We start from the raw sequence: 18,231 nt of genomic DNA, 5'->3' as shown, positions 1-18,231 counted from the left end.
CAGGTCATGGACTTTTTGCTCGGGTTGTTCAGTCGGGTCACGGGGAACGAGGAGATGGCGCGCCTGTTGTTCCTTGGCGCGATCGGTTTGAGTACGGTGCTTGCAGTCGCCGCCGTGATCTTGCTGATGCAGGGTCTTCAGGACCCGGTGCAGCGGCGTCTGGCGCTGATCAAGCGTGGCCATTTAGGCAACACGACCGGACAGGAAGCTCCGGGTAACCTGCAACTGTTGCTGGAGCGGGTCGGCCAGCGTTTTGCCTCGGCCGAGTCGGCTCAGACGTCCGTCACCCAGACCCTGTTGATGCATGCGGGATACCGCTCCTCGTCGGCAGTGCAGATGTACTGGGCGGTACGCTTGATATTGCCGCTGTTATTGATCGGTATTGCGTTGCTGCTGTTGCCGATGATTCCCAAGGTGTCCCTCAACATGGGGTTGCTGTTGGTGGCCATGGTGGCCGCTATTGGATGGTTGGTGCCAGCACTGTATGTCGCCAAGCGCAAAGAGTTGCGACAAGGCCGGCTGCGTGCCGCGTTTCCGGATGCGCTGGATCTGATGGTGGTGTGCGTGGAGTCGGGCCTGGCCTTGCCCACGACCATCGAACGGGTGGCTGAGGAAATGTCGGTCAGTCAGGTCGAACTGGCCGAAGAACTGGCCTTGGTCAATGCGCAAATCCGCGCGGGTATTAGCAGTACCGAGGCCCTCAAGCAATTGGCTAGGCGCACTGGTCTGGATGACGTACAAGGGTTGGTCAGTCTGTTGGCGCAGAGCATCCGCTTTGGTACCAGCGTGGCCGACACCCTGCGTATCTATGCCGATGAATTCCGTGACCGGCGCACCCAGGCCGCCGAAGAGGCAGGGGCGAAAATCGGTACCAAACTGATATTTCCGCTGATTTTCTGCCTGTGGCCGAGCTTCTTTCTGGTAGCCATCGGCCCAGCCCTGATCGGGGTGTTGAGAGCATTCAGGTGAGCTCAAACGGCTTGAGGCTGTCGAGTGCGACAGCCTTGCCACCCGAGTCTGACCTGCACTTTCCTGCCATAGGTTCACACAGCTACTACGGGGTAATCCGGTCAGGGTTGGATACTGTATAGATACCACTGCTTTCCTGCACACGACATCAAGCCCGGCTTTTCAGCCAGGCCACTCTGAACTACGCCAGAGGCTGATCACCCATCGACACGACTCAGTTGCCGATGGTCATTTGTCCCGCTGCATCCTGGTCATAAAACTCCGGAATCGGGTAGTTGAAGCTATTGAGCCAGCGCTGCATAGCCAGGTCACGTTCGGTGGCCGAAGCGGTTTGCAGGTGAGGGGAGGCAACCACACCGCGGATCTGCAGTTGCAACCACTGCTCGGTGCCTTGTTGATACGGCGAAGTGGGCCCCGGCTCAATGGCCCAGGCAGTGGTTGACAGGCAAGCCGTGCACACGATCAACAGCCGTTTGGTATTCATCTCGACTCCTCGTACGTTCTACTTGTTCGCACTGGTAGAGGCATCGGCTACCTCAGTCTTGCGATTCCCATCGGTAGCCACCACTTTTTTGGCGGAGGCCTTGAGTTTTTCCGCGCGGGTTTGAGCCTCCGCGAATTGCTTGGGGCTCAAATCGGCGCGGGTCACGAGGTCGGCCGCCGCCTTCCAGTTATCCTGGTAGATCAGCAGCGTCACCATATTGAGTGCCGCCAGTGTGTTTGCCTGCTTGAGCTCCATGGCGGTCATGAACTCAAAGCGTGCTTCAGGGATCCGTCGCTGATTGAGGTAGACGACTCCCAGGTCATTTCGCATTCTGTCGTCGGTGGGGGCCATCTTCACCGCACGCTCAAGGTGAGTGGCAGCGCTGGCGTTATCATTTTTGGCGGCGGCCAACTGGCCCAGGCCATGTTCCCCTTCAGCCGCCAGACAGGTGCCGAGCAAGCTTTGATACAACGGCTGCGCGTCGCCACTACGCCCCATCAAGCGCAGCACCCGAGCCTTGCGCAGGCGAACCTGGACCAGGTCATCGGGCAATCCTTCCAGATTCGCCAGGCTGGCATACAAACGGCCTTCGTCGGCCATGTTGTCGGCCAGGTTCAGGGCCAGTTCTTGCTCCGAACCAGGCTTGGCACAGCTGGCCGGTCGCGAAGAAATGCCATTGCTGGCACAACCTGCGAGCATTAATGTCGCCGCAATTGCAATGACTGCTTTCATCGAAGGTCCTCTGGCTACAACACGTTGAACGCCTGGCCAATGGCAATATAGCTGGCCTGACAAGCGTTCAAAGTCACCGTTACGAGTGAGGGCGAGGTCAGTCCGGTTCAGGTTTCGGCTCATTGCGAGAGCCCACTGAGACTGTCGAAGTCGCCATTTTCCAGGAAGAACATGCGGTAGAAGTTCGGGTCGTAATTGCGCAGCTGCTCGCCAGGCAATGACGGTAGTTGTGCATTGGCAGCCAGTGGCTGGACCAGATGGGGGGTAACGATCATCAGCAGTTCGCGCTCTTCACGGTTGATGGTGTTGTCGCGGAAAAACGCGCCCAGAACCGGGATATCGCCCAGCCCCGGAAACTTGTTCACCTGGGAATTGTTGCGGGAGCTGATCAAGCCGCTGATGACGAAGCTTTCGCCGTCGGCCAAGGCGATGCTGGTATCGGTACGGCGCACGGTCAGGCCCGGGACTACCGTGCCGGCGATGCTCACGGCGTTGGTGAAGTCCAGTTCACTGACTTCCGGCGCTACTTTCAGTGCGATACGGTTTTTCCCGATGATGGTCGGCGTCAGAGTCAGGCGGATACCGAATTCTTTGTACTCGATGGACACGTTATCACTGCCTGAACTGGGCACCGGAATCGGTATTTCACCGCCGGCCAGGAAGCTCGCACTCTGCCCACTGAGCGCTACCAGGCTTGGTCGCGCCAGGGTGTAGGCGAAACCGCTGCCTTCCAGCGCGTTGATCGCCACCAGGGTATTGCCGGTAGCAAACGTGAGGTTGAAGTTGTCGTTGTTCACCGGTATCGCCGGCGTGACAATGCCGCCGATGGTGGGCAAGGTTCTCGGCGAGCCGAACAGCCAGTTGCCCCGGATGCCGAAAATCGAGGCGGAGGCTTCCTTGAGCTTGGTCCGGCTGACTTCAACGAAGCGGATATCGGTCTGCACCTGGCTAGGCAGCAGCGGGTCGTCGGAAGGCACCGTCGGCGCGCTGGTCAGCGCTGACGTGGCCTTGCCCTTGACGAATACCATGCTTTGGCGCGGCGTTTTCGAACAGGCGGTCCAGACCATCAGGCTGGTGGTCCCCGGCGCAATGCCCGTGAGTATGAAGGCGTTGCTGCCGCTGGGTTGCACGTCGGCAATTTTCGGGTCACCCACCGCCAGTTGCGTGACCGGAACGGGGCTGCGCAGTTCATTCTGCAGTCCCTGACCGACCTCGTACGTTGTCGGCCAATTGTCCAGTTGCGGGCAATTGGCCGGCGCGGCCTGAGCCGCTTCCACGCTGAGGCCCATCCAGAACAGGCCATGGATAATTCGCTTGAAAGCGGGCTCGGTACGAAAGCTCATTGAGTACATCCTCGCTGGATAGGCCATCTTTAGTCAGGCCGAGTTGTCTCGGATCACTTCATGGGGATCGGACTATCCCCCCCAATGCGCCAGACCACTCATCCATGGCCCAGGCGTTATTCCTTGCGTGCTACACACGAGCGGGCGCAATTCGCTGATCCGGCTGGATAGCGAGCGACCTTTGCTGAAACGGTTTTCAGTGATCCGGTGACCTGGACTGCCGGCAAGAGCGATACTCGCGGCTATGGACGGCGCTGTCCGCTGTCCTGGTTCCCCCTGAAAGTAATCGGCAATGCAGGTACAGAGCCGGAAAACGCCTGTCAGGATCATGGTGAGGTAACTCCTTTTGCCAATCCGCTATCTGATCACTGAAGCTAACGTGGAAACTCGAGCCGTTATGACTTCTTGTAGTTTGAAGGTAGTTCAATCAAACCAAAGTGCCATGAGTTAGAGAGAAAACTATTGGTGCAAAGGCTCGAATCAGGCGGGCGGGCGGAGGGGGCGGGCAAGGTCGCAGCACAGTGCGGTTGCCTGAAACTGGCGGGTTGCGTTGAAGGCAATAAACAAAAAAAGGCCCGCATGCTCAAGCATGCGGGCCTTTGGCATCACTGATTGAAGATCAGTGCTTGCTGTCCTGGTTCGAAAGCGCCAGCAGCTGCTTTTCCTGGTTCCAGTCGAAAGGTTCGTCGTTCTGTTCGGCTTCGAAGCGGCGCTCTTCCAGTGCCTGATACAGGTCGATTTCTTCATCGGACAAGTAGTGCAGGCAGTCACCGGCGAAATACCACAGCAGATCCCGTGGAATCAGGTGGGCGATTTGCGGATAACGGGAAATGACTTGAGTCAGGATGTCCTGGCCCAGGTATTGGCTTTCGATCGGATCGATCGGCAGTGACGCCAGCAGCTCGTCGAAGCGCTCAAGGAACAAGGCATGGCTTTCTTCGGGAACCTGCTCGGCCTCACCTACGGCGACCAGGATGCTGCGCAGGTGGTCGAGTAAAACGAGATGATCGGCAACGATGTTGGACACGAGATAAGTCCTCAAGAGCAAAACGGGCGCGGGAGTATAAAGCGCCCGCGCCCGTTTTTACATGTTTGAAGGGATCAGCGGACTTTTCCCTCGGCCAGTACCAAGGCCTCCTGGTCAAAGTCATCGACATCGATCACCTTGCGCCGGGCCGCCTCGGCTTCACGCAGGGTTTGGGCTTCCACCGGTTGCAACACGCCAGCTTCGAGGGCAGCATCGATCACCGACTCGCCGGCCACCGGTTTGACCTGGCCACTCTTGAGTGCCACATGCAACTTCTTCTGCAACGGCTGTGCGGCGCTCAACAGATTGCAGGCGTGTTGCAATGCGCCGACCGGATCGTCGCTCCCTTGCGGGCGGTAGCAACCCAGGAGCACTTCCTCCAGTGCCGGGTCGCCCTTGGCGCGGCCAATCACCCCAGCGACTTCGGCACCGAGTTTGTCCGATGGCCCTTTGTGTCGGCGACCGAACGGGAACACGATCACTCGCAACAGGCAGCCGACGACTTTGTTCGGGAAGTTGCTCAGCAGTTCATCCATGGCCCGTTCCGCTTGGCCGAGGCTTTCTTCCATGGCCCAGGCCACCAGTGGTGTCATGTACTGCGGTGAGTCGAGGTCGTTGTAGCGCTTGAGTGCGGCGGACGCCAGGTAAAGGTTGCTCAGTACGTCGCCCAGTCGTGCGGACAGGCGTTCGCGGCGTTTCAGTGCGCCGCCCAGCAACATCATGCTGAGGTCGGCGAGCAGAGCGAATGCAGCGGCCTGACGGTTGAGGGCGCGGAAATAACCCTGGCTGAGTTTGTCGCCCGGGGTGTGTTCCAGGTGCCCGAAACCGAGATTGAGCACCAGCGTACTGGCGGCGTTGCCCACGGCGAAACCGATGTGCTTGAGCAGCAGCTCATCGAACTCTCTGAGCGCCTGATCCTTGTCTTCACGGCCGGCGAGGGCCATTTCCTTGAGCACGAAGGGATGGCAGCGAATCGCGCCCTGGCCGAAGATCATCAGGTTGCGTGAAAGAATGTTCGCGCCTTCGACGGTGATGAAAATCGGCGCGCCGTTCCATTTGCGACCAAGGTAGTTGTTCGGCCCCATGATGATCGCCTTGCCGCCGTGCACATCCATGGCATCGCTGATGCAGTCGCGGCCGCGTTCGGTCAGGTGGTACTTGAGAATCGCCGACAGCACCGACGGTTTCTCGCCCAGATCGACCGCATTGGCGGTCAGCATGCGGGCGGCGTCCATCATCCAGGCGTTGCCGCCAATGCGTGCCATGGCTTCCTGGATGCCTTCGAACGAAGCAATTGGCACATTGAACTGCTCGCGAACCTGAGCGTATTGGCCCGTGACCAGGCTGGTGAACTTGGCCATGCCGGTGCCCACCGCCGGCAGGGAAATCGAACGCCCGACCGACAGGCAATTCATCAGCATCATCCAGCCTTTGCCGAGCATTTCCTGGCCGCCGATGAGGAACTCCAGCGGGACGAACACGTCCTTGCCGGAGTTCGGGCCATTCATGAATGCGGCGCCCAACGGCAGATGCCGGCGGCCGATCTCGACACCGGCGATGTCAGTTGGAATCAGCGCCAGGCTGATGCCCAGGTCTTCCTTGTCGCCCAGCAGGTGATCCGGATCGTAGGCCTTGAAAGCCAGGCCGAGGAGGGTGGCCACCGGGCCGAGGGTGATGTAGCGCTTTTCCCAGTTCAGTCGCAGGCCGAGGACTTCCTGGCCCTCCCATTCTCCTTTGCAGATCACCCCGGAGTCCGGCATGCCGCCGGCGTCGGAGCCGGCCAGCGGACCGGTCAGTGCAAAGCACGGGATGTCGTCGCCGCGCGCCAGGCGAGGCAGGTAATGATTGCGTTGTTCGTCGGTGCCGTAATGCAGCAACAGTTCGGCCGGGCCGAGGGAGTTGGGGACCATCACGGTGGAGGCGAGGTCGCCGCTGTGGCTCGCCAGTTTCATCGCCACTTGCGAGTGGGCGTAGGCGGAGAAGCCCTTGCCACCAAACTCCTTGGGGATGATCAGGGCGAAAAAGCCGTTGTCCTTGATGAAGGTCCAGGCTTGCGGCGGCAGGTCCATGGTTTGACCGAGCTGCCATTCACTGACCATGGCGCAGAGTGTTTCGGTCGGCCCATCGATGAAAGCCTGTTCCTCTTCATTCAATTGCGCCTTGGGATAGGACAGCAGTTTGCTCCAGTCCGGACGGCCGCTGAACAGTTCGCCGTCCCACCAGACCGTGCCGGCGTCGATGGCATCGCGTTCGGTTTGCGACATGGGCGGCAGGGTTTTCTGGAACCAGTTGAACATCGGCGCGCTGAACAGTTTGCGGCGCAGGTCGGGCAGCAGCAGGGGGGCTGCGACGGCGGCGATCAGTACCCAGTAAACCAGCAGCAACCAGCCCGGCGCGCGGCTGAAAGCGCCCATGGCCACGACATAGATGGCCACGATGACCAAGGCGGGCAGCGGGGCGATGCGGCGGTGGGCCAAATAGGCAATCCCGACCAGCAGAACCAGTATCCACAACAACAGCATATTCATTCCTCCGTGAAACCAGGGCGAACCAGCCCACAGAGCTTAGACGGCATCCGCGAAACAGGCTGGTTGGAACGATGTGATTGGAATCGTGGGAAACCCCGGATGATTTTCGTGCGACAAATGGGCCGCACACGTGGGAAAAGCGTTCATCGAGCGAGCGGCAAAGCGCCCAAGTTTGGCCGAAACGTCGTTATCTCTGTGCTGAAGCTCTCGCTAGACTCGGGGCTTCCCCAGGAGATTATTCTCATGCACGAGTATCTGAGTCCCGGCCGCTTCATCGATAGTGACCATCCGTCCGTGGTGGAGTTCGCCGAAAAGCACCGTGGCGCCAGTCGCGATCCGCTGGAGCAGGCGATCAGTCTTTATTACGCCGTGCGCGAAGCGGTGCGCTACAACCCGTACACCTTCAGTCGCGATCCGCAGACCCTGCGCGGCAGTTATGCGCTGGCGGCCGGGGAGAGTTACTGCGTGCCCAAGGCCACGTTGCTGGCAGGTGCAGCACGGCATTGCGGGATTCCCGCGCGGATCGGCCTGGCGGATGTGCGCAATCATCTGTCGACGCCACGGCTGCTTGAGTTGCTCAAGAGCGACATGTTCGCCATGCACGGCTACACCGAGTTTTATCTGCGGGATCGTTGGGTCAAGGCGACGCCAGCGTTCAACCGCAAACTCTGCGACCTGTTCAATGTGGCGCCGCTGGAATTCGACGGGGTCAACGACAGCGTTTTTCATCCGTTCAACCGCGATGGCGCGAAGCTGATGGAGTACCTCGTCGATCACGGCCAGTTCGCCGACGTACCTGAAGTGTTCTTTTTCGAACACCTGGAAAAATGCTATCCGCACCTGTTCGGTGAGCAGCAGCAACCGTTGCTGGGCGACATGCAGAGCGATTTGAGTCGCGCCTGATCCGGCGTATGCTGCCTGCCCACTTACCGAAAAAGAGGCGGTCATGCTGAAGATCTGGGGTCGGAAAAACTCATCGAATGTCAGAAAACCATTGTGGGCCGCCGAAGAACTGGGACTGGCCTATGAGGCGATTGATGCCGGTGGCGCCTTTGGTGTCGTCGATACGCCCGAATACCGCGCCATGAATCCCAATGGCCGCGTGCCTGTCATTGAAGACGACGGTTTTGTGTTGTGGGAATCCAACGCCATCGTGCGTTACCTGATGGCCTTGCATGCCGACGGCACGGCCTGGTACCCGAACAATCTCAAGGCCCGCGCCACTGCCGACAAGTGGATGGACTGGACCACCTCAAGCTTTGCCGGCCCGTTCCGTACTGTGTTCTGGGGTGTGCTGCGTACCCCGGCAGACCAGCAGGACTGGACCGCCATCAAGGCGGCGATCAAGGAATGCGACACGCTGCTGGCGATGGCCGATCAGGCGTTGGCGAACAAGCCCTACCTGTCCGGAAACGAGATCGGCATGGGTGATATTCCCCTGGGCAGTTTCATTTATGCCTGGTTCGAGATGCCGATCGAACGTGCGCCGCAACCTCATCTGCAAGCCTGGTATGCCCGGTTGAAACAGCGTCCGGCGTATCAAAAGGCGGTCATGACCGCGTTGACTTAATACTCACTATCGACACGCTTGACTGTACTTGTGTGGCGGCGACAAGCACCATTGTGCCAGGTCGCTGCGGTTGTATTGTTCGCCGCCGCCCATACTTACCCCTTTCTTCCCTTCTTGGTGCGTAAATCAGATATGAGTTCCGCTCTGTCCATCCGGCAGCTAACCAAAACCTACGGCAACGGTTTCCAGGCCTTGAGTGGTATCGATCTGGATGTCGCCGAAGGTGACTTTTTCGCTTTGCTCGGCCCCAACGGCGCCGGCAAATCCACGACCATCGGCATTCTCTCGACCCTGGTGAACAAGACCAGCGGCACAGTGAATATCTTCGGTCACGACCTGGACAGGAATCCTGCGCAGCTCAAGCGCTCCATCGGCGTGGTGCCTCAGGAATTCAACTTCAACCAGTTCGAAAAGACCTTCGACATCGTCGTGACCCAGGCCGGCTACTACGGCATCCCGGCGAAAATTGCCAAGGAACGCGCCGAACAGTACCTGACCCAGCTCGGCCTGTGGGACAAGAAGGACGTGCCGTCGCGCTCGCTGTCCGGCGGCATGAAGCGTCGCCTGATGATCGCCCGCGCGCTGGTACATGAACCGCGCCTGCTGATCCTCGACGAACCGACTGCCGGGGTGGACATCGAACTGCGTCGCTCGATGTGGAGCTTCCTCACCGAGCTGAACCAGAAAGGCATCACCATCATCCTCACCACCCACTACCTGGAGGAGGCTGAGCAGTTGTGCCGCAACATCGGCATCATCGATCACGGCACCATTGTCGAGAACACCAGCATGAAGCAGTTGCTCGGCCAATTGCATGTGGAAACGTTCCTGCTGGATATGAAGAACACGTTGCAAGTGGCGCCACAGTTGCTCGGCTACCCGTCCCGGCTGATCGACAGCCACACCCTGGAAGTCCAGGTGGAGAAGTCCATGGGCATCACCGCGCTGTTCACCCAGTTGGCGCAGCAGAACATCGAAGTGCTGAGCCTGCGCAACAAAACCAATCGCCTCGAGGAGTTGTTCGTGTCCCTGGTGGAGAAAAATCTGTCGAAGGTGGCGGTATGAGTTCCGAGCTGCGCCCCAACCTTGTTGCCCTCAACACCATCGTTTACCGTGAAGTCCGGCGCTTCACCCGGATCTGGCCGCAGACCTTGCTGCCGCCGGCCATCACCATGGTCCTGTACTTCGTGATCTTCGGTAATCTGATCGGTCGGCAGATCGGCGACATGGGTGGCTTCACTTATATGGAGTACATCGTGCCGGGGCTGATCATGATGTCGGTGATCACCAACTCCTACGGCAACGTGGTGTCGAGCTTCTTCGGCAGCAAGTTCCAGCGTTCCATCGAAGAACTGATGGTCTCGCCGCTGTCGCCGCACACCATTCTGATCGGCTACACCCTGGGCGGTGTGCTGCGCGGGTTGATGGTGGGGATCATCGTGACCCTGCTGTCGCTGTTCTTCACTCACTTGCAGGTGCATCACCTGGGCGTGACCATTCTGGTGGTGGTGCTGACCGCAACGATCTTCTCGCTGCTGGGCTTCATCAACGCCGTGTTTGCGCGCAACTTCGATGACATTTCGATTATTCCGACTTTCGTGCTGACGCCACTGACCTACCTGGGCGGGGTCTTCTACTCGATCACCTTGCTGCCGCCGTTCTGGCAGACCGTGTCCCTGGCCAACCCGGTGCTGCACATGGTCAACGCGTTCCGTTACGGCATCCTCGGGGTATCGGATATCCGCATCAGCGTGGCCATCGCCTTCATGCTGGTCGCGACCGCAGTGCTGTATCTCGGTAGTGCGCGGTTGCTGGTCAGCGGGCGTGGGATGCGTACCTGACCCGCAGCAAACCTTTGTAGGAGCTGGCTTGCCAGCGATGGCGTCAGCCCAGACACCGAAAAAAACGGCCTCCCAAGTGGAGGCCGTTTTGCATTCTCACATCCGGCTCTTCTTGCGCCGCTTCCATTGCCTGGCCACCCACCAGCGCCAATACATCATCACCAGGAAGTAGGCCAGCGCACCGAGTGCCAGCCCCGTTACCACCGAGCCCAGCAGAAACGGTTGCCACAAGGTCGAGATCTCACCCCTGATCCATTCCCAGGTCAGTGAGTCCGGCAACTGCCGGGCGGGAACGTCCATCAGCCAGGCTCCGGCCTGATAGGTGCAGAAGAACACGGCGGGCATGGTGATCGGGTTGGTCAGCCAGACCAGGCTCACGGCAATCGGCATGTTGCCGCGCACGATGATGGCGAGGATTGCCGCCAGCAGCATCTGCAGCGGGATCGGCAGGAACGCGGCGAACAAGCCCACCGCCATGGCGCGGGCAACGGAGTGGCGGTTGAGGTGCCACAGGTTCGGGTCATGCAACAGCGTGCCGAGAAAGCGTAAGGATTTGTGATCCCTGATGCTCATCGGATCTGGCATGTAACGTTTGAATAAGCGCCGGGGCATAAGGCTTCTCGGTCGGTCAAGGCGGCAAGTATGTCTGGATTCTATGAACTGCCCATTCAGACTTTGTGACAATTATTGACGACGCCCAGGCGAAGGGCGGGCTAAGCCTTGAGGGTACTCTCAAGGACGGGCTTATGCGCACAGGGATGATGGCGCTGGCGTTGGGTCTGTTGACCTTGCGTTTTTTACCGGCATTACCGCCGGTCTGGTTGTGGCTGGCGATGCCGGTGGCGGGTTTGATGTTGCTGCCGTTCAGGACCTATCCGGTGGCGTTTTACCTGTTCGGCTTGAGTTGGGCCTGCGTGAATGCGCAGTGGGCGCTGGATGACCGGTTGCCGCCGGCGCTGGACGGAGAAACCCGCTGGGTCGAAGGGCGGGTCACGGGCTTGCCCCGGCATGACGACGGTGTCGTGCGATTCGAATTGACCGACATACAGTCCCGACGTACCCGGCTGCCGCGGCAAATGCGTTTGGCCTGGTATGGCGGGCCGCCGGTGAACAGTGGTGAACGCTGGCGCCTGGCGGTCAAGTTGAAGCGCCCGGTCGGGCTCCTCAATCCGCAGGCCTTCGATTACCAGGCCTGGTTGCTGGCACAACGCATTGGCGCGACCGGGACGGTCAAGCAGGGCGAGCGCCTTGCGCCAGCCCGATGGGCTTGGCGCGATGTAATCCGTCAGCGTTTGCTGGCGGTGGATGCCCAAGGGCGAAGCGGCGCGTTGACGGCGTTGGTACTCGGGGACGGCGCCGGGCTGAGTCGTGAAGACTGGCAGGTATTGCAGGACACCGGCACGGTGCATCTGTTGGTGATTTCCGGGCAGCACATCGGATTATTGGCGGGCGTCGTGTATCTGCTGATCGCCGGCCTGGCCCGCTTTGGGTTATGGCCGAGCCGTCTACCATGGTTGCCCTGGGCGTGTGGCCTGGCATTCGCCGCTGCACTCGGTTACGGGATGCTGGCCGGTTTCGAGGTGCCGGTGCGGCGGGCCTGCCTGATGATTGCAATGGTGTTGTTGTGGCGTCTGCGGTTCCGTCATCTTGGTGCATGGTGGCCACTGTTGTTGGCACTCGACGGCATTTTGCTGCTGGAGCCGCTGGCGAGTCTTCAGCCTGGTTTCTGGCTGTCTTTCGCGGCCGTGGCAGTCTTGATATTGACCTTCGGCGGACGATTGGGGCCTTGGCGTTGGTGGCAGACCTGGACCCGTGCCCAGTGGCTGATTGCAATCGGACTGTGCCCGTTGTTACTGGCACTGGGGTTACCAATCAGTCTCAGCGGGCCACTGGCCAATTTGTTCGCGGTGCCCTGGATCAGTCTGGTGGTCCTGCCACCGGCGTTGCTCGGGACACTGTTGCTGCCGGTGCCTTACCTGGGTGAAAAATTGCTGTGGCTGGCGGGCGGCCTGATCGAATGGTGGTTCAGGGGGCTGGGGGTCGTCTCCGGCCAGATTCCCGCGTGGGTGCCCGCGGCAGTCCCGCTATGGGCCTGGGTAATCGGTGCCATTGGTGCTTTTTTGCTATTACTGCCGCGAGGCTTGCCGATGCGCCCGTTGGGGTGGCCCATGCTGTTGATGTTGGTTTTTTCGCCCAGGCCGATGTTGCAGGAGGGCATGGCCGAAGTCTGGCAACTGGATGTGGGGCAGGGCTTGGCGATCCTGGTGCGCACTCGGCATCACACGTTGCTGTATGACGCCGGACCGCGTTTCGGTGAACTCGACCAAGGGGAGCGGGTAGTGCTGCCGGCATTGCGCAAACTGGGGGTGAAGGGGCTCGACCTGATGCTGATCAGCCACGCCCACGCCGATCATGCCGGCGGTGCCCGGGCGATTGCCAAGGGCTTGCCGGTGGAACAGGTGGTCAGTGGTGAGCCGTCAGACTTGCCTATGGAGTTGCAGGCCGAGAAGTGTGAGAGCGGTCGGCAATGGACCTGGGATGAAGTCGATTTCCAACTTTGGCACTGGCCATTGGCCGGCGACAGTAACCAGAACTCCTGTGTCCTGCTGATCGAGGCCAGTGGTGAGCGGTTGCTGTTGAGTGGCGACATTGATGTCGCCGCCGAGAGGGCCTTGCTGGACAGTCCGCTGGCCGTGCCCACCGATTGGCTGCAGGCGCCACACCACGGCAGTCGCAGTTCGTCGTCCATGGCCCTGCTGGATGTCCTGCAACCTAAAGGGGCGCTGATCTCCCGCGGGCAGGGCAATTCGTTTGGCCATCCGCATGCGACGGTCATTGCGCGTTATCAAAAACGTGGAATGGCGATCTACGACAGCGTCGAACACGGAGCCATTCGTCTGCAACTGGGACGCTTCGAGCCACCGTGGTCAATGCGCCAGGAGCGGCGTTTCTGGCGCGATCCGCCACCCTTGAGCCCATAACCGAGCATTATCAAAGCCCGACCGGATGCGACATCACGGTCTTCGGTGCTTGCACCCCCTATGTTAGAGTGGCGCACTTTTTCGAGGGGGCTGTCACTGTGTGGGAATTGGTCAAATCCGGCGGCTGGATGATGCTGCCGATCATTTTGAGTTCCATCGCGGCCATGGCGATCGTTGCCGAGCGTCTGTGGACCCTGCGGGCCAGCCGCGTGACCCCGGAGCACTTGCTCGGGCAGGTCTGGGTCTGGATCAAGGACAAACAGCTCAATAAGGAAAAACTCAAGGAACTGCGCGCCAACTCCCCGTTGGGCGAGATCCTGGCGGCCGGCCTGGCCAACTCCAAGCATGGTCGCGAGATCATGAAGGAGTGCATCGAAGAGGCCGCACAGCGGGTTATCCATGAGCTCGAACGCTACGTCGCCGCCCTAGGCACCATCGCCGCCATGGCGCCGTTGCTGGGCCTGCTGGGTACGGTGCTGGGCATGATCGATATTTTCAGTGCGTTCACAGGCAATGGCATGACCACCAACGCCTCGGTACTGGCCGGTGGTATTTCCAAGGCCCTGATCACCACGGCTGCGGGCCTGATGGTGGGTATCCCTTCGGTGTTCTTCCACCGTTTCCTGCAACGCCGGATCGATGAGCTGGTGGTGGGCATGGAGCAGGAAGCGATCAAGCTGGTCGAAGTGGTGCAGGGCGATCGCGATGTGGACCTGACCGGGAGCAAAGCGTGAAATTCCGCCGCAAACCACGGGAAACGGTGGACATCAACCTCGCGTCGCTGATCGACGTGGTGTTCATCCTGCTGCTGTTTTTTGTCGTGACCACCACCTTCACCCGTGAAACCCAGTTGCGAGTCGATCTGCCGGAAGCCGTCAGCGGCACGCCGGCCGACGATCAGAGCAAACCTTTGGACATCGCCATCAGTGCCGACGGCGTGTTTTCGGTGAACAACCAGATTTTGCCGAAAAGCGACCTGGCTTCGCTGATGGACGCGCTGCAAAAAGAAGCCAACGGCGACACCAACCGACCGCTGTCCATCAGCGCTGATGGCAAGACTCAGCATCAGTCCGTGGTGACTGCCATGGATGCGGCCGGCAAACTCGGCTTCAGTCATTTGCGCATGACCACCATCGAGGCGGCGCCCCCGGCGCCCTGATGGCCATGTCCGATCGATTGCTCGCCGCGTGGTACGCAGGTCATCCGGCCCTGAAGCTGTTGCGGCCATTGGAATGGCTGTACCGGCGCGTGGTCATGAATAAGCGCAAGCGCTTTCTGGCGGGTGAGGGCGAGATCTATCAACCACCGGTGCCGCTGATCGTGGTCGGCAACATCACCGTGGGTGGCACTGGCAAGACGCCGCTGATTCTATGGATGATCGAACACTGCCAGCGCAGCGGCCTGCGCGTCGGCGTGGTCAGTCGTGGCTACGGCGCCAAACCGCCGCAGTTGCCGTGGCGGGTCGAGGCCGAGCAGGGTGCCGACGTCGCCGGTGACGAGCCGTTGCTGATCGTCCAGCGTACGGGCGTGCCGCTGATGATCGACCCCAATCGCAGCAATGCCGTCAAAGCCTTGCTGGCCAGTGAGCCGCTGGACCTGATCCTGTCCGACGACGGCATGCAGCACTACCGCCTGGCCCGTGACCTGGAACTGGTGCTGATCGACGCCGCCCGCGGCCTGGGAAACCGTCGATGCCTGCCCGCCGGGCCATTGCGTGAGCCGGCCGAGCGCCTGCAAAGCGTCGACGCGGTGCTCTACAACGGTGCCGTGGCTGACCGCGATGATGGATTTGCCTTTCAATTGCGCCCCACCGCGCTGGTCAACCTGCGCAGCGGCGAACGACGTCCCCTTGACCACTTCGGCGCAGGCCAGGCTGTGCACGCGGTGGCCGGCATCGGCAATCCGCAACGTTTCTTCAAGGCCCTCGAAACGCTACACTGGCAGCCGGTTCCACATGCGTTTGCCGACCACGCCGAATACAGCGTGGAGGTGTTGAATTTCACGCCGTCATTGCCGTTGGTGATGACGGAAAAGGACGCGGTGAAATGCCGTGCCTTTGCCGCCGCCGACTGGTGGTACCTGGCGGTCGATGCCGTGCCGTCGCCGGCCTTCGTGGCCTGGTTCGACACACAGCTGATGCGCCTGCTGCCGGATCGTTTGTTGCCTTAACTCCGTTTTTTCCAGGGAATGCTCATGGACACCAAATTGCTCGATATCCTCGCTTGCCCGGTCTGCAAAGGCCCGCTCAAGCTCAGCGCCGACAAGACCGAGCTGATCAGCAAGGGCGCAGGCCTGGCCTACCCGATTCGCGATGGCATCCCGGTGATGCTCGAATCCGAAGCGCGCACCCTGACCACCGACGAGCGCCTGGATAAATGACCACAGCCTTTACCGTCGTCATTCCATCGCGTTACGCCTCCACCCGCCTGCCGGGCAAGCCGATGCTGCTGATCGCCGGCAAACCGATGATCCAGCACGTCTGGGAACAGGCGAGCAAAAGCAGCGCCGAGCGGGTGGTGGTGGCCACCGACGACGCGCGCATCGTCGAGGCCTGCAAAGGCTTTGGTGCCGAAGTGGTGTTGACCCGTGAAGATCACAACTCCGGCACCGATCGCTTGGCCGAAGTCGCGATGAAGCTGGGCCTGGCGCCCGACGCCATCGTGGTCAACGTCCAGGGCGACGAACCGCTGATCCCGCCGAGCGTGATCGATCAGGTCGCCGCCAACCTGGCGGCCCACGCCGAAGCGCGCATGGCCACCCTGGCCGAGCCGATCGAAGACGCGGGCACCCTGTTCAATCCCAACGTGGTCAAGGTCGTCAGCGACCTCAATGGCCTGGCGCTGACGTTCAGCCGTTCCACCTTGCCTTGGGCGCGGGATGCATTTGCCGTGAACCCTGAGCAGTTACCGGAAGGTGTGCCGTATCGCCGCCATATCGGCATCTATGCCTACCGCGCCGGTTTCCTGCAGGATTTCGTCAGCTGGGGCCCATGCTGGCTGGAAAACACCGAGTGCCTGGAGCAGCTGCGTGCCCTGTGGCACGGCGTGCGAATCCACGTCGCCGACGCTCTGATCGCGCCGCCAGCCGGTGTCGATACCGTTGAAGACCTTGAGCGCGTTCGTCGCCTGCTGGAGGCGTGATGCGGGTTCTGTTTGTCTGCCTGGGCAACATCTGCCGGTCACCCACGGCCGAAGGCGTGCTGCGGCATAAGCTGCGCGAGGCCGGCTTGGCCGATCAGGTTGAAGTGGCCTCCGCCGGCACCGGCGACTGGCATGTCGGCAAGGCGCCGGACAAGCGCAGTCAGGCCGCGGCGAAGCTGCGCGGTTATGACTTGTCCACCCAGCGCGCCCAGCAAGTCAGCCGTGCCGATTTCGCCACCTACGACCTGATCCTGGCGATGGACAACAGCAACCTGCGCAACCTCAAGGCCTTGCAACCGGCCAAGGGCAAGGCCGAACTCGACCTGTTCCTGCGTCGCTACCAGTCGCCGGTCGATGAAGTGCCGGATCCGTACTACGACGGCGAGCAAGGCTTCGAGCAGGTGCTCGACCTGATCGAGCACGCCAGCGATTTGCTGGTGATCGAATTGAAGGGACGGTTATGAGTTTGCAGGTTCAATCGCAGGTTTCGCTCAAGCCGTTCAACAGCTTTGGCGTGGATGTCCAGGCCCGGTTGTTTGCCGAGGCCCATAGCGACGCCGATGTGCGCGAAGCCCTGGCCTACGGGCTGGAACACAAGGTCCCGGTGCTGGTGATCGGCGGCGGCAGCAACCTGCTGCTGACGGCGGACATCGATTCGCTGGTGCTGCGCATGGCCACGCGCGGGATTCGCGTGCTGAGCGATGAAGGCGGCAAAGTGGTGATCGAGGCCGAGGCGGGCGAGCCCTGGCATCCTTTTGTGCAACACACACTGTCCCAGGGGTTGTCCGGCCTGGAAAACCTCAGTCTTATTCCCGGCACCGTCGGTGCGGCACCGATGCAAAACATTGGCGCTTATGGTGTCGAAATCAAGGACGTGTTCGCCGGCCTGACCGCCCTCGATCGCCAGACCGGCGAACTGCGTGACTTCACATTGCAAGAGTGCAACTTCGCCTACCGCGACAGCCTGTTCAAGCAGGAGCTGGGGCGTTGGTTGATCCTGCGTGTGCGTTTCGCCCTCGACCGCGCCGCGCATCTGCACCTGGAGTACGGCCCGGTGCGCCAGCGCCTGACCGAGCAGGGTATCGAGCATCCGACCGCCAGCGATGTCAGTCAGGCCATTTGCAGCATCCGCAACGAAAAACTCCCGGACCCGGCCGTACTCGGCAATGCCGGCAGCTTTTTCAAGAACCCTTTGGTATCGACGGTGCTGGCTGCACGGCTCAAGGGCGAATACCCGGACCTGGTGGCCTATGCGCAACCCGACGGGCAGATGAAGCTGGCCGCCGGATGGCTGATCGAGCGGGCAGGGTGGAAAGGTTTCCGCGAGGCTGATGCTGGCGTGCATAAATTGCAGGCGCTGGTACTGGTCAACTATGGCGGCGCGACGGGTCTGCAATTGCTGAACCTGGCGCAGCGTATCCAGAAAGACATTTTCGAGCGTTTCCATGTCGATCTGGAAATGGAGCCGAACCGGTATTGATGAAGCAGCCGCAAGCTACAAGCTTCAAGCGGCAAGCTACAATCCTTAAATTCAGGTTTTTCGCTGTTTTGCTTCTACTTGAAGCTTGCAGCTTAAAGCTTGCAGCTAAAAAGCCCTGTCTCAGCAGGGCTTTTTT

Annotated in this window: 19 protein-coding genes; 13 read left to right on the top strand and 6 right to left on the bottom strand. The window is 60.6% G+C overall.

The genetic code is table 11. The features are described from left to right. Positions 1 to 6: 6 nt before the first annotated feature. Positions 7 to 969, top strand: coding sequence for a type II secretion system F family protein (locus tag VC35_RS02235; protein WP_046037498.1), 963 nt, complete (start codon positions 7 to 9; stop codon positions 967 to 969). A gap of 214 nt (positions 970 to 1,183) precedes the next feature. On the opposite strand, the gene VC35_RS02230 is transcribed toward VC35_RS02235, so the two are convergent. The 5 genes from VC35_RS02230 to VC35_RS02210 all read right to left on the bottom strand — a co-directional run bounded on the left by VC35_RS02230 (position 1,184) and on the right by VC35_RS02210 (position 7,077). Continuing rightward, positions 1,184 to 1,453, bottom strand: a complete 270-nt coding sequence (locus VC35_RS02230) for a DUF3613 domain-containing protein (protein ID WP_046037497.1) — start codon at positions 1,451 to 1,453, stop codon at positions 1,184 to 1,186. Between the two features lie 18 nt (positions 1,454 to 1,471). Then, positions 1,472 to 2,185: a tetratricopeptide repeat protein gene (locus VC35_RS02225; RefSeq protein ID WP_046037496.1), complete on the bottom strand. Its 714-nt coding sequence runs from the start codon at positions 2,183 to 2,185 to the stop codon at positions 1,472 to 1,474. A gap of 119 nt (positions 2,186 to 2,304) precedes the next feature. Then, entirely contained in the window at positions 2,305 to 3,528 is a 1,224-nt protein-coding gene (locus VC35_RS02220) for a type II and III secretion system protein family protein (protein WP_046037495.1), read from the bottom strand. A gap of 619 nt (positions 3,529 to 4,147) precedes the next feature. Further along, a complete protein-coding gene (locus VC35_RS02215; protein WP_007991629.1) occupies positions 4,148 to 4,555 on the bottom strand; it encodes a PA2817 family protein in 408 nt (135 codons plus the stop codon). Positions 4,556 to 4,629: 74 nt separating this feature from the next. Further along, positions 4,630 to 7,077, bottom strand: coding sequence for an acyl-CoA dehydrogenase (locus VC35_RS02210; protein ID WP_046037494.1), 2,448 nt, complete (start codon positions 7,075 to 7,077; stop codon positions 4,630 to 4,632). Between the two features lie 249 nt (positions 7,078 to 7,326). Between VC35_RS02210 and VC35_RS02205 the strand changes: the two genes are divergently transcribed. From VC35_RS02205 to VC35_RS02190, 4 genes are all read left to right on the top strand, one after another. After that, positions 7,327 to 7,986 carry a transglutaminase-like domain-containing protein gene (locus tag VC35_RS02205; protein WP_046037493.1) on the top strand — a complete coding sequence of 220 codons (660 nt, stop codon included), beginning with the start codon at positions 7,327 to 7,329 and terminating at the stop codon, positions 7,984 to 7,986. A 43-nt stretch (positions 7,987 to 8,029) separates the two neighbouring features. Beyond that, entirely contained in the window at positions 8,030 to 8,653 is a 624-nt protein-coding gene (locus VC35_RS02200) for a glutathione S-transferase family protein (RefSeq protein ID WP_046037492.1), read from the top strand. A gap of 132 nt (positions 8,654 to 8,785) precedes the next feature. Further along, on the top strand, positions 8,786 to 9,718 hold the full coding sequence (locus VC35_RS02195) for an ABC transporter ATP-binding protein (protein ID WP_046037491.1): 933 nt from the start codon (positions 8,786 to 8,788) through the stop codon (positions 9,716 to 9,718). Continuing rightward, positions 9,715 to 10,494, top strand: a complete 780-nt coding sequence (locus tag VC35_RS02190; protein ID WP_046037490.1) for an ABC transporter permease — start codon at positions 9,715 to 9,717, stop codon at positions 10,492 to 10,494. Before VC35_RS02195 ends, VC35_RS02190 begins: the two co-directional genes overlap by 4 nt. Positions 10,495 to 10,590: 96 nt before the next feature. Here the strand turns inward: VC35_RS02190 and VC35_RS02185 are convergent, their stop codons facing one another. Continuing rightward, complete coding sequence (locus VC35_RS02185; RefSeq protein WP_046037489.1) at positions 10,591 to 11,106, bottom strand: DUF2062 domain-containing protein; 516 nt, start codon at positions 11,104 to 11,106, stop codon at positions 10,591 to 10,593. A 134-nt stretch (positions 11,107 to 11,240) separates the two neighbouring features. Here VC35_RS02185 and VC35_RS02180 point away from each other — a divergent pair, with 134 nt between their 5' ends. The 8 genes from VC35_RS02180 (at position 11,241) to murB (ending at position 18,095) form a co-directional block, all read left to right on the top strand. After that, positions 11,241 to 13,475, top strand: coding sequence for a DNA internalization-related competence protein ComEC/Rec2 (locus VC35_RS02180; RefSeq protein WP_046037488.1), 2,235 nt, complete (start codon positions 11,241 to 11,243; stop codon positions 13,473 to 13,475). 98 nt (positions 13,476 to 13,573) lie between these two features. Further along, entirely contained in the window at positions 13,574 to 14,209 is a 636-nt protein-coding gene (locus VC35_RS02175) for a MotA/TolQ/ExbB proton channel family protein (protein ID WP_046037487.1), read from the top strand. Continuing rightward, entirely contained in the window at positions 14,206 to 14,634 is a 429-nt protein-coding gene (locus VC35_RS02170; RefSeq protein ID WP_046037486.1) for an ExbD/TolR family protein, read from the top strand. The genes VC35_RS02175 and VC35_RS02170 overlap by 4 nt, the downstream gene beginning before the upstream one ends. Continuing rightward, a complete protein-coding gene (gene lpxK / locus VC35_RS02165) occupies positions 14,634 to 15,644 on the top strand; it encodes a tetraacyldisaccharide 4'-kinase (protein ID WP_046037485.1) in 1,011 nt (336 codons plus the stop codon). Before VC35_RS02170 ends, lpxK begins: the two co-directional genes overlap by 1 nt. A gap of 24 nt (positions 15,645 to 15,668) precedes the next feature. Further along, the gene (locus VC35_RS02160; protein WP_003179363.1) at positions 15,669 to 15,854 is read left to right on the top strand and encodes a Trm112 family protein; all 186 of its coding nucleotides are present in this window, start codon (positions 15,669 to 15,671) and stop codon (positions 15,852 to 15,854) included. Continuing rightward, positions 15,851 to 16,615, top strand: a complete 765-nt coding sequence (gene kdsB, locus VC35_RS02155) for a 3-deoxy-manno-octulosonate cytidylyltransferase (protein ID WP_046037484.1) — start codon at positions 15,851 to 15,853, stop codon at positions 16,613 to 16,615. The genes VC35_RS02160 and kdsB overlap by 4 nt, the downstream gene beginning before the upstream one ends. Beyond that, entirely contained in the window at positions 16,615 to 17,079 is a 465-nt protein-coding gene (locus VC35_RS02150) for a low molecular weight protein-tyrosine-phosphatase (RefSeq protein ID WP_046037483.1), read from the top strand. The genes kdsB and VC35_RS02150 overlap by 1 nt, the downstream gene beginning before the upstream one ends. Then, the gene (gene murB, locus VC35_RS02145) at positions 17,076 to 18,095 is read left to right on the top strand and encodes a UDP-N-acetylmuramate dehydrogenase (RefSeq protein ID WP_046037482.1); all 1,020 of its coding nucleotides are present in this window, start codon (positions 17,076 to 17,078) and stop codon (positions 18,093 to 18,095) included. The genes VC35_RS02150 and murB overlap by 4 nt, the downstream gene beginning before the upstream one ends. Positions 18,096 to 18,231: the final 136 nt, after the last annotated feature.

This window comes from Pseudomonas fluorescens (assembly GCF_000967965.1).
GTDB lineage: Bacteria > Pseudomonadota > Gammaproteobacteria > Pseudomonadales > Pseudomonadaceae > Aquipseudomonas > Aquipseudomonas grandcourensis.
This window is presented reverse-complemented; position numbering and strand designations above follow the sequence as displayed.

Bases quoted from the DNA above. Each gene is read 5' to 3' on its own strand.
- VC35_RS02150 (WP_046037483.1), top strand. From the start codon at position 16,615: ATGCGGGTTCTGTTTGTCTGCCTGGGCAACATCTGCCGGTCACCCACG.
- VC35_RS02190 (WP_046037490.1), top strand. From the start codon at position 9,715: ATGAGTTCCGAGCTGCGCCCCAACCTTGTTGCCCTCAACACCATCGTT.
- kdsB (WP_046037484.1), top strand. From the start codon at position 15,851: ATGACCACAGCCTTTACCGTCGTCATTCCATCGCGTTACGCCTCCACC.
- VC35_RS02180 (WP_046037488.1), top strand. From the start codon at position 11,241: ATGCGCACAGGGATGATGGCGCTGGCGTTGGGTCTGTTGACCTTGCGT.
- VC35_RS02185 (WP_046037489.1), bottom strand. From the start codon at position 11,106: ATGCCCCGGCGCTTATTCAAACGTTACATGCCAGATCCGATGAGCATC.
- VC35_RS02195 (WP_046037491.1), top strand. From the start codon at position 8,786: ATGAGTTCCGCTCTGTCCATCCGGCAGCTAACCAAAACCTACGGCAAC.
- VC35_RS02160 (WP_003179363.1), top strand. From the start codon at position 15,669: ATGGACACCAAATTGCTCGATATCCTCGCTTGCCCGGTCTGCAAAGGC.
- VC35_RS02230 (WP_046037497.1), bottom strand. From the start codon at position 1,453: ATGAATACCAAACGGCTGTTGATCGTGTGCACGGCTTGCCTGTCAACC.
- VC35_RS02220 (WP_046037495.1), bottom strand. From the start codon at position 3,528: ATGAGCTTTCGTACCGAGCCCGCTTTCAAGCGAATTATCCATGGCCTG.
- VC35_RS02210 (WP_046037494.1), bottom strand. From the start codon at position 7,077: ATGCTGTTGTTGTGGATACTGGTTCTGCTGGTCGGGATTGCCTATTTG.
- VC35_RS02235 (WP_046037498.1), top strand. From the start codon at position 7: ATGGACTTTTTGCTCGGGTTGTTCAGTCGGGTCACGGGGAACGAGGAG.
- lpxK (WP_046037485.1), top strand. From the start codon at position 14,634: ATGGCCATGTCCGATCGATTGCTCGCCGCGTGGTACGCAGGTCATCCG.
- VC35_RS02205 (WP_046037493.1), top strand. From the start codon at position 7,327: ATGCACGAGTATCTGAGTCCCGGCCGCTTCATCGATAGTGACCATCCG.
- VC35_RS02200 (WP_046037492.1), top strand. From the start codon at position 8,030: ATGCTGAAGATCTGGGGTCGGAAAAACTCATCGAATGTCAGAAAACCA.
- VC35_RS02225 (WP_046037496.1), bottom strand. From the start codon at position 2,185: ATGAAAGCAGTCATTGCAATTGCGGCGACATTAATGCTCGCAGGTTGT.
- murB (WP_046037482.1), top strand. From the start codon at position 17,076: ATGAGTTTGCAGGTTCAATCGCAGGTTTCGCTCAAGCCGTTCAACAGC.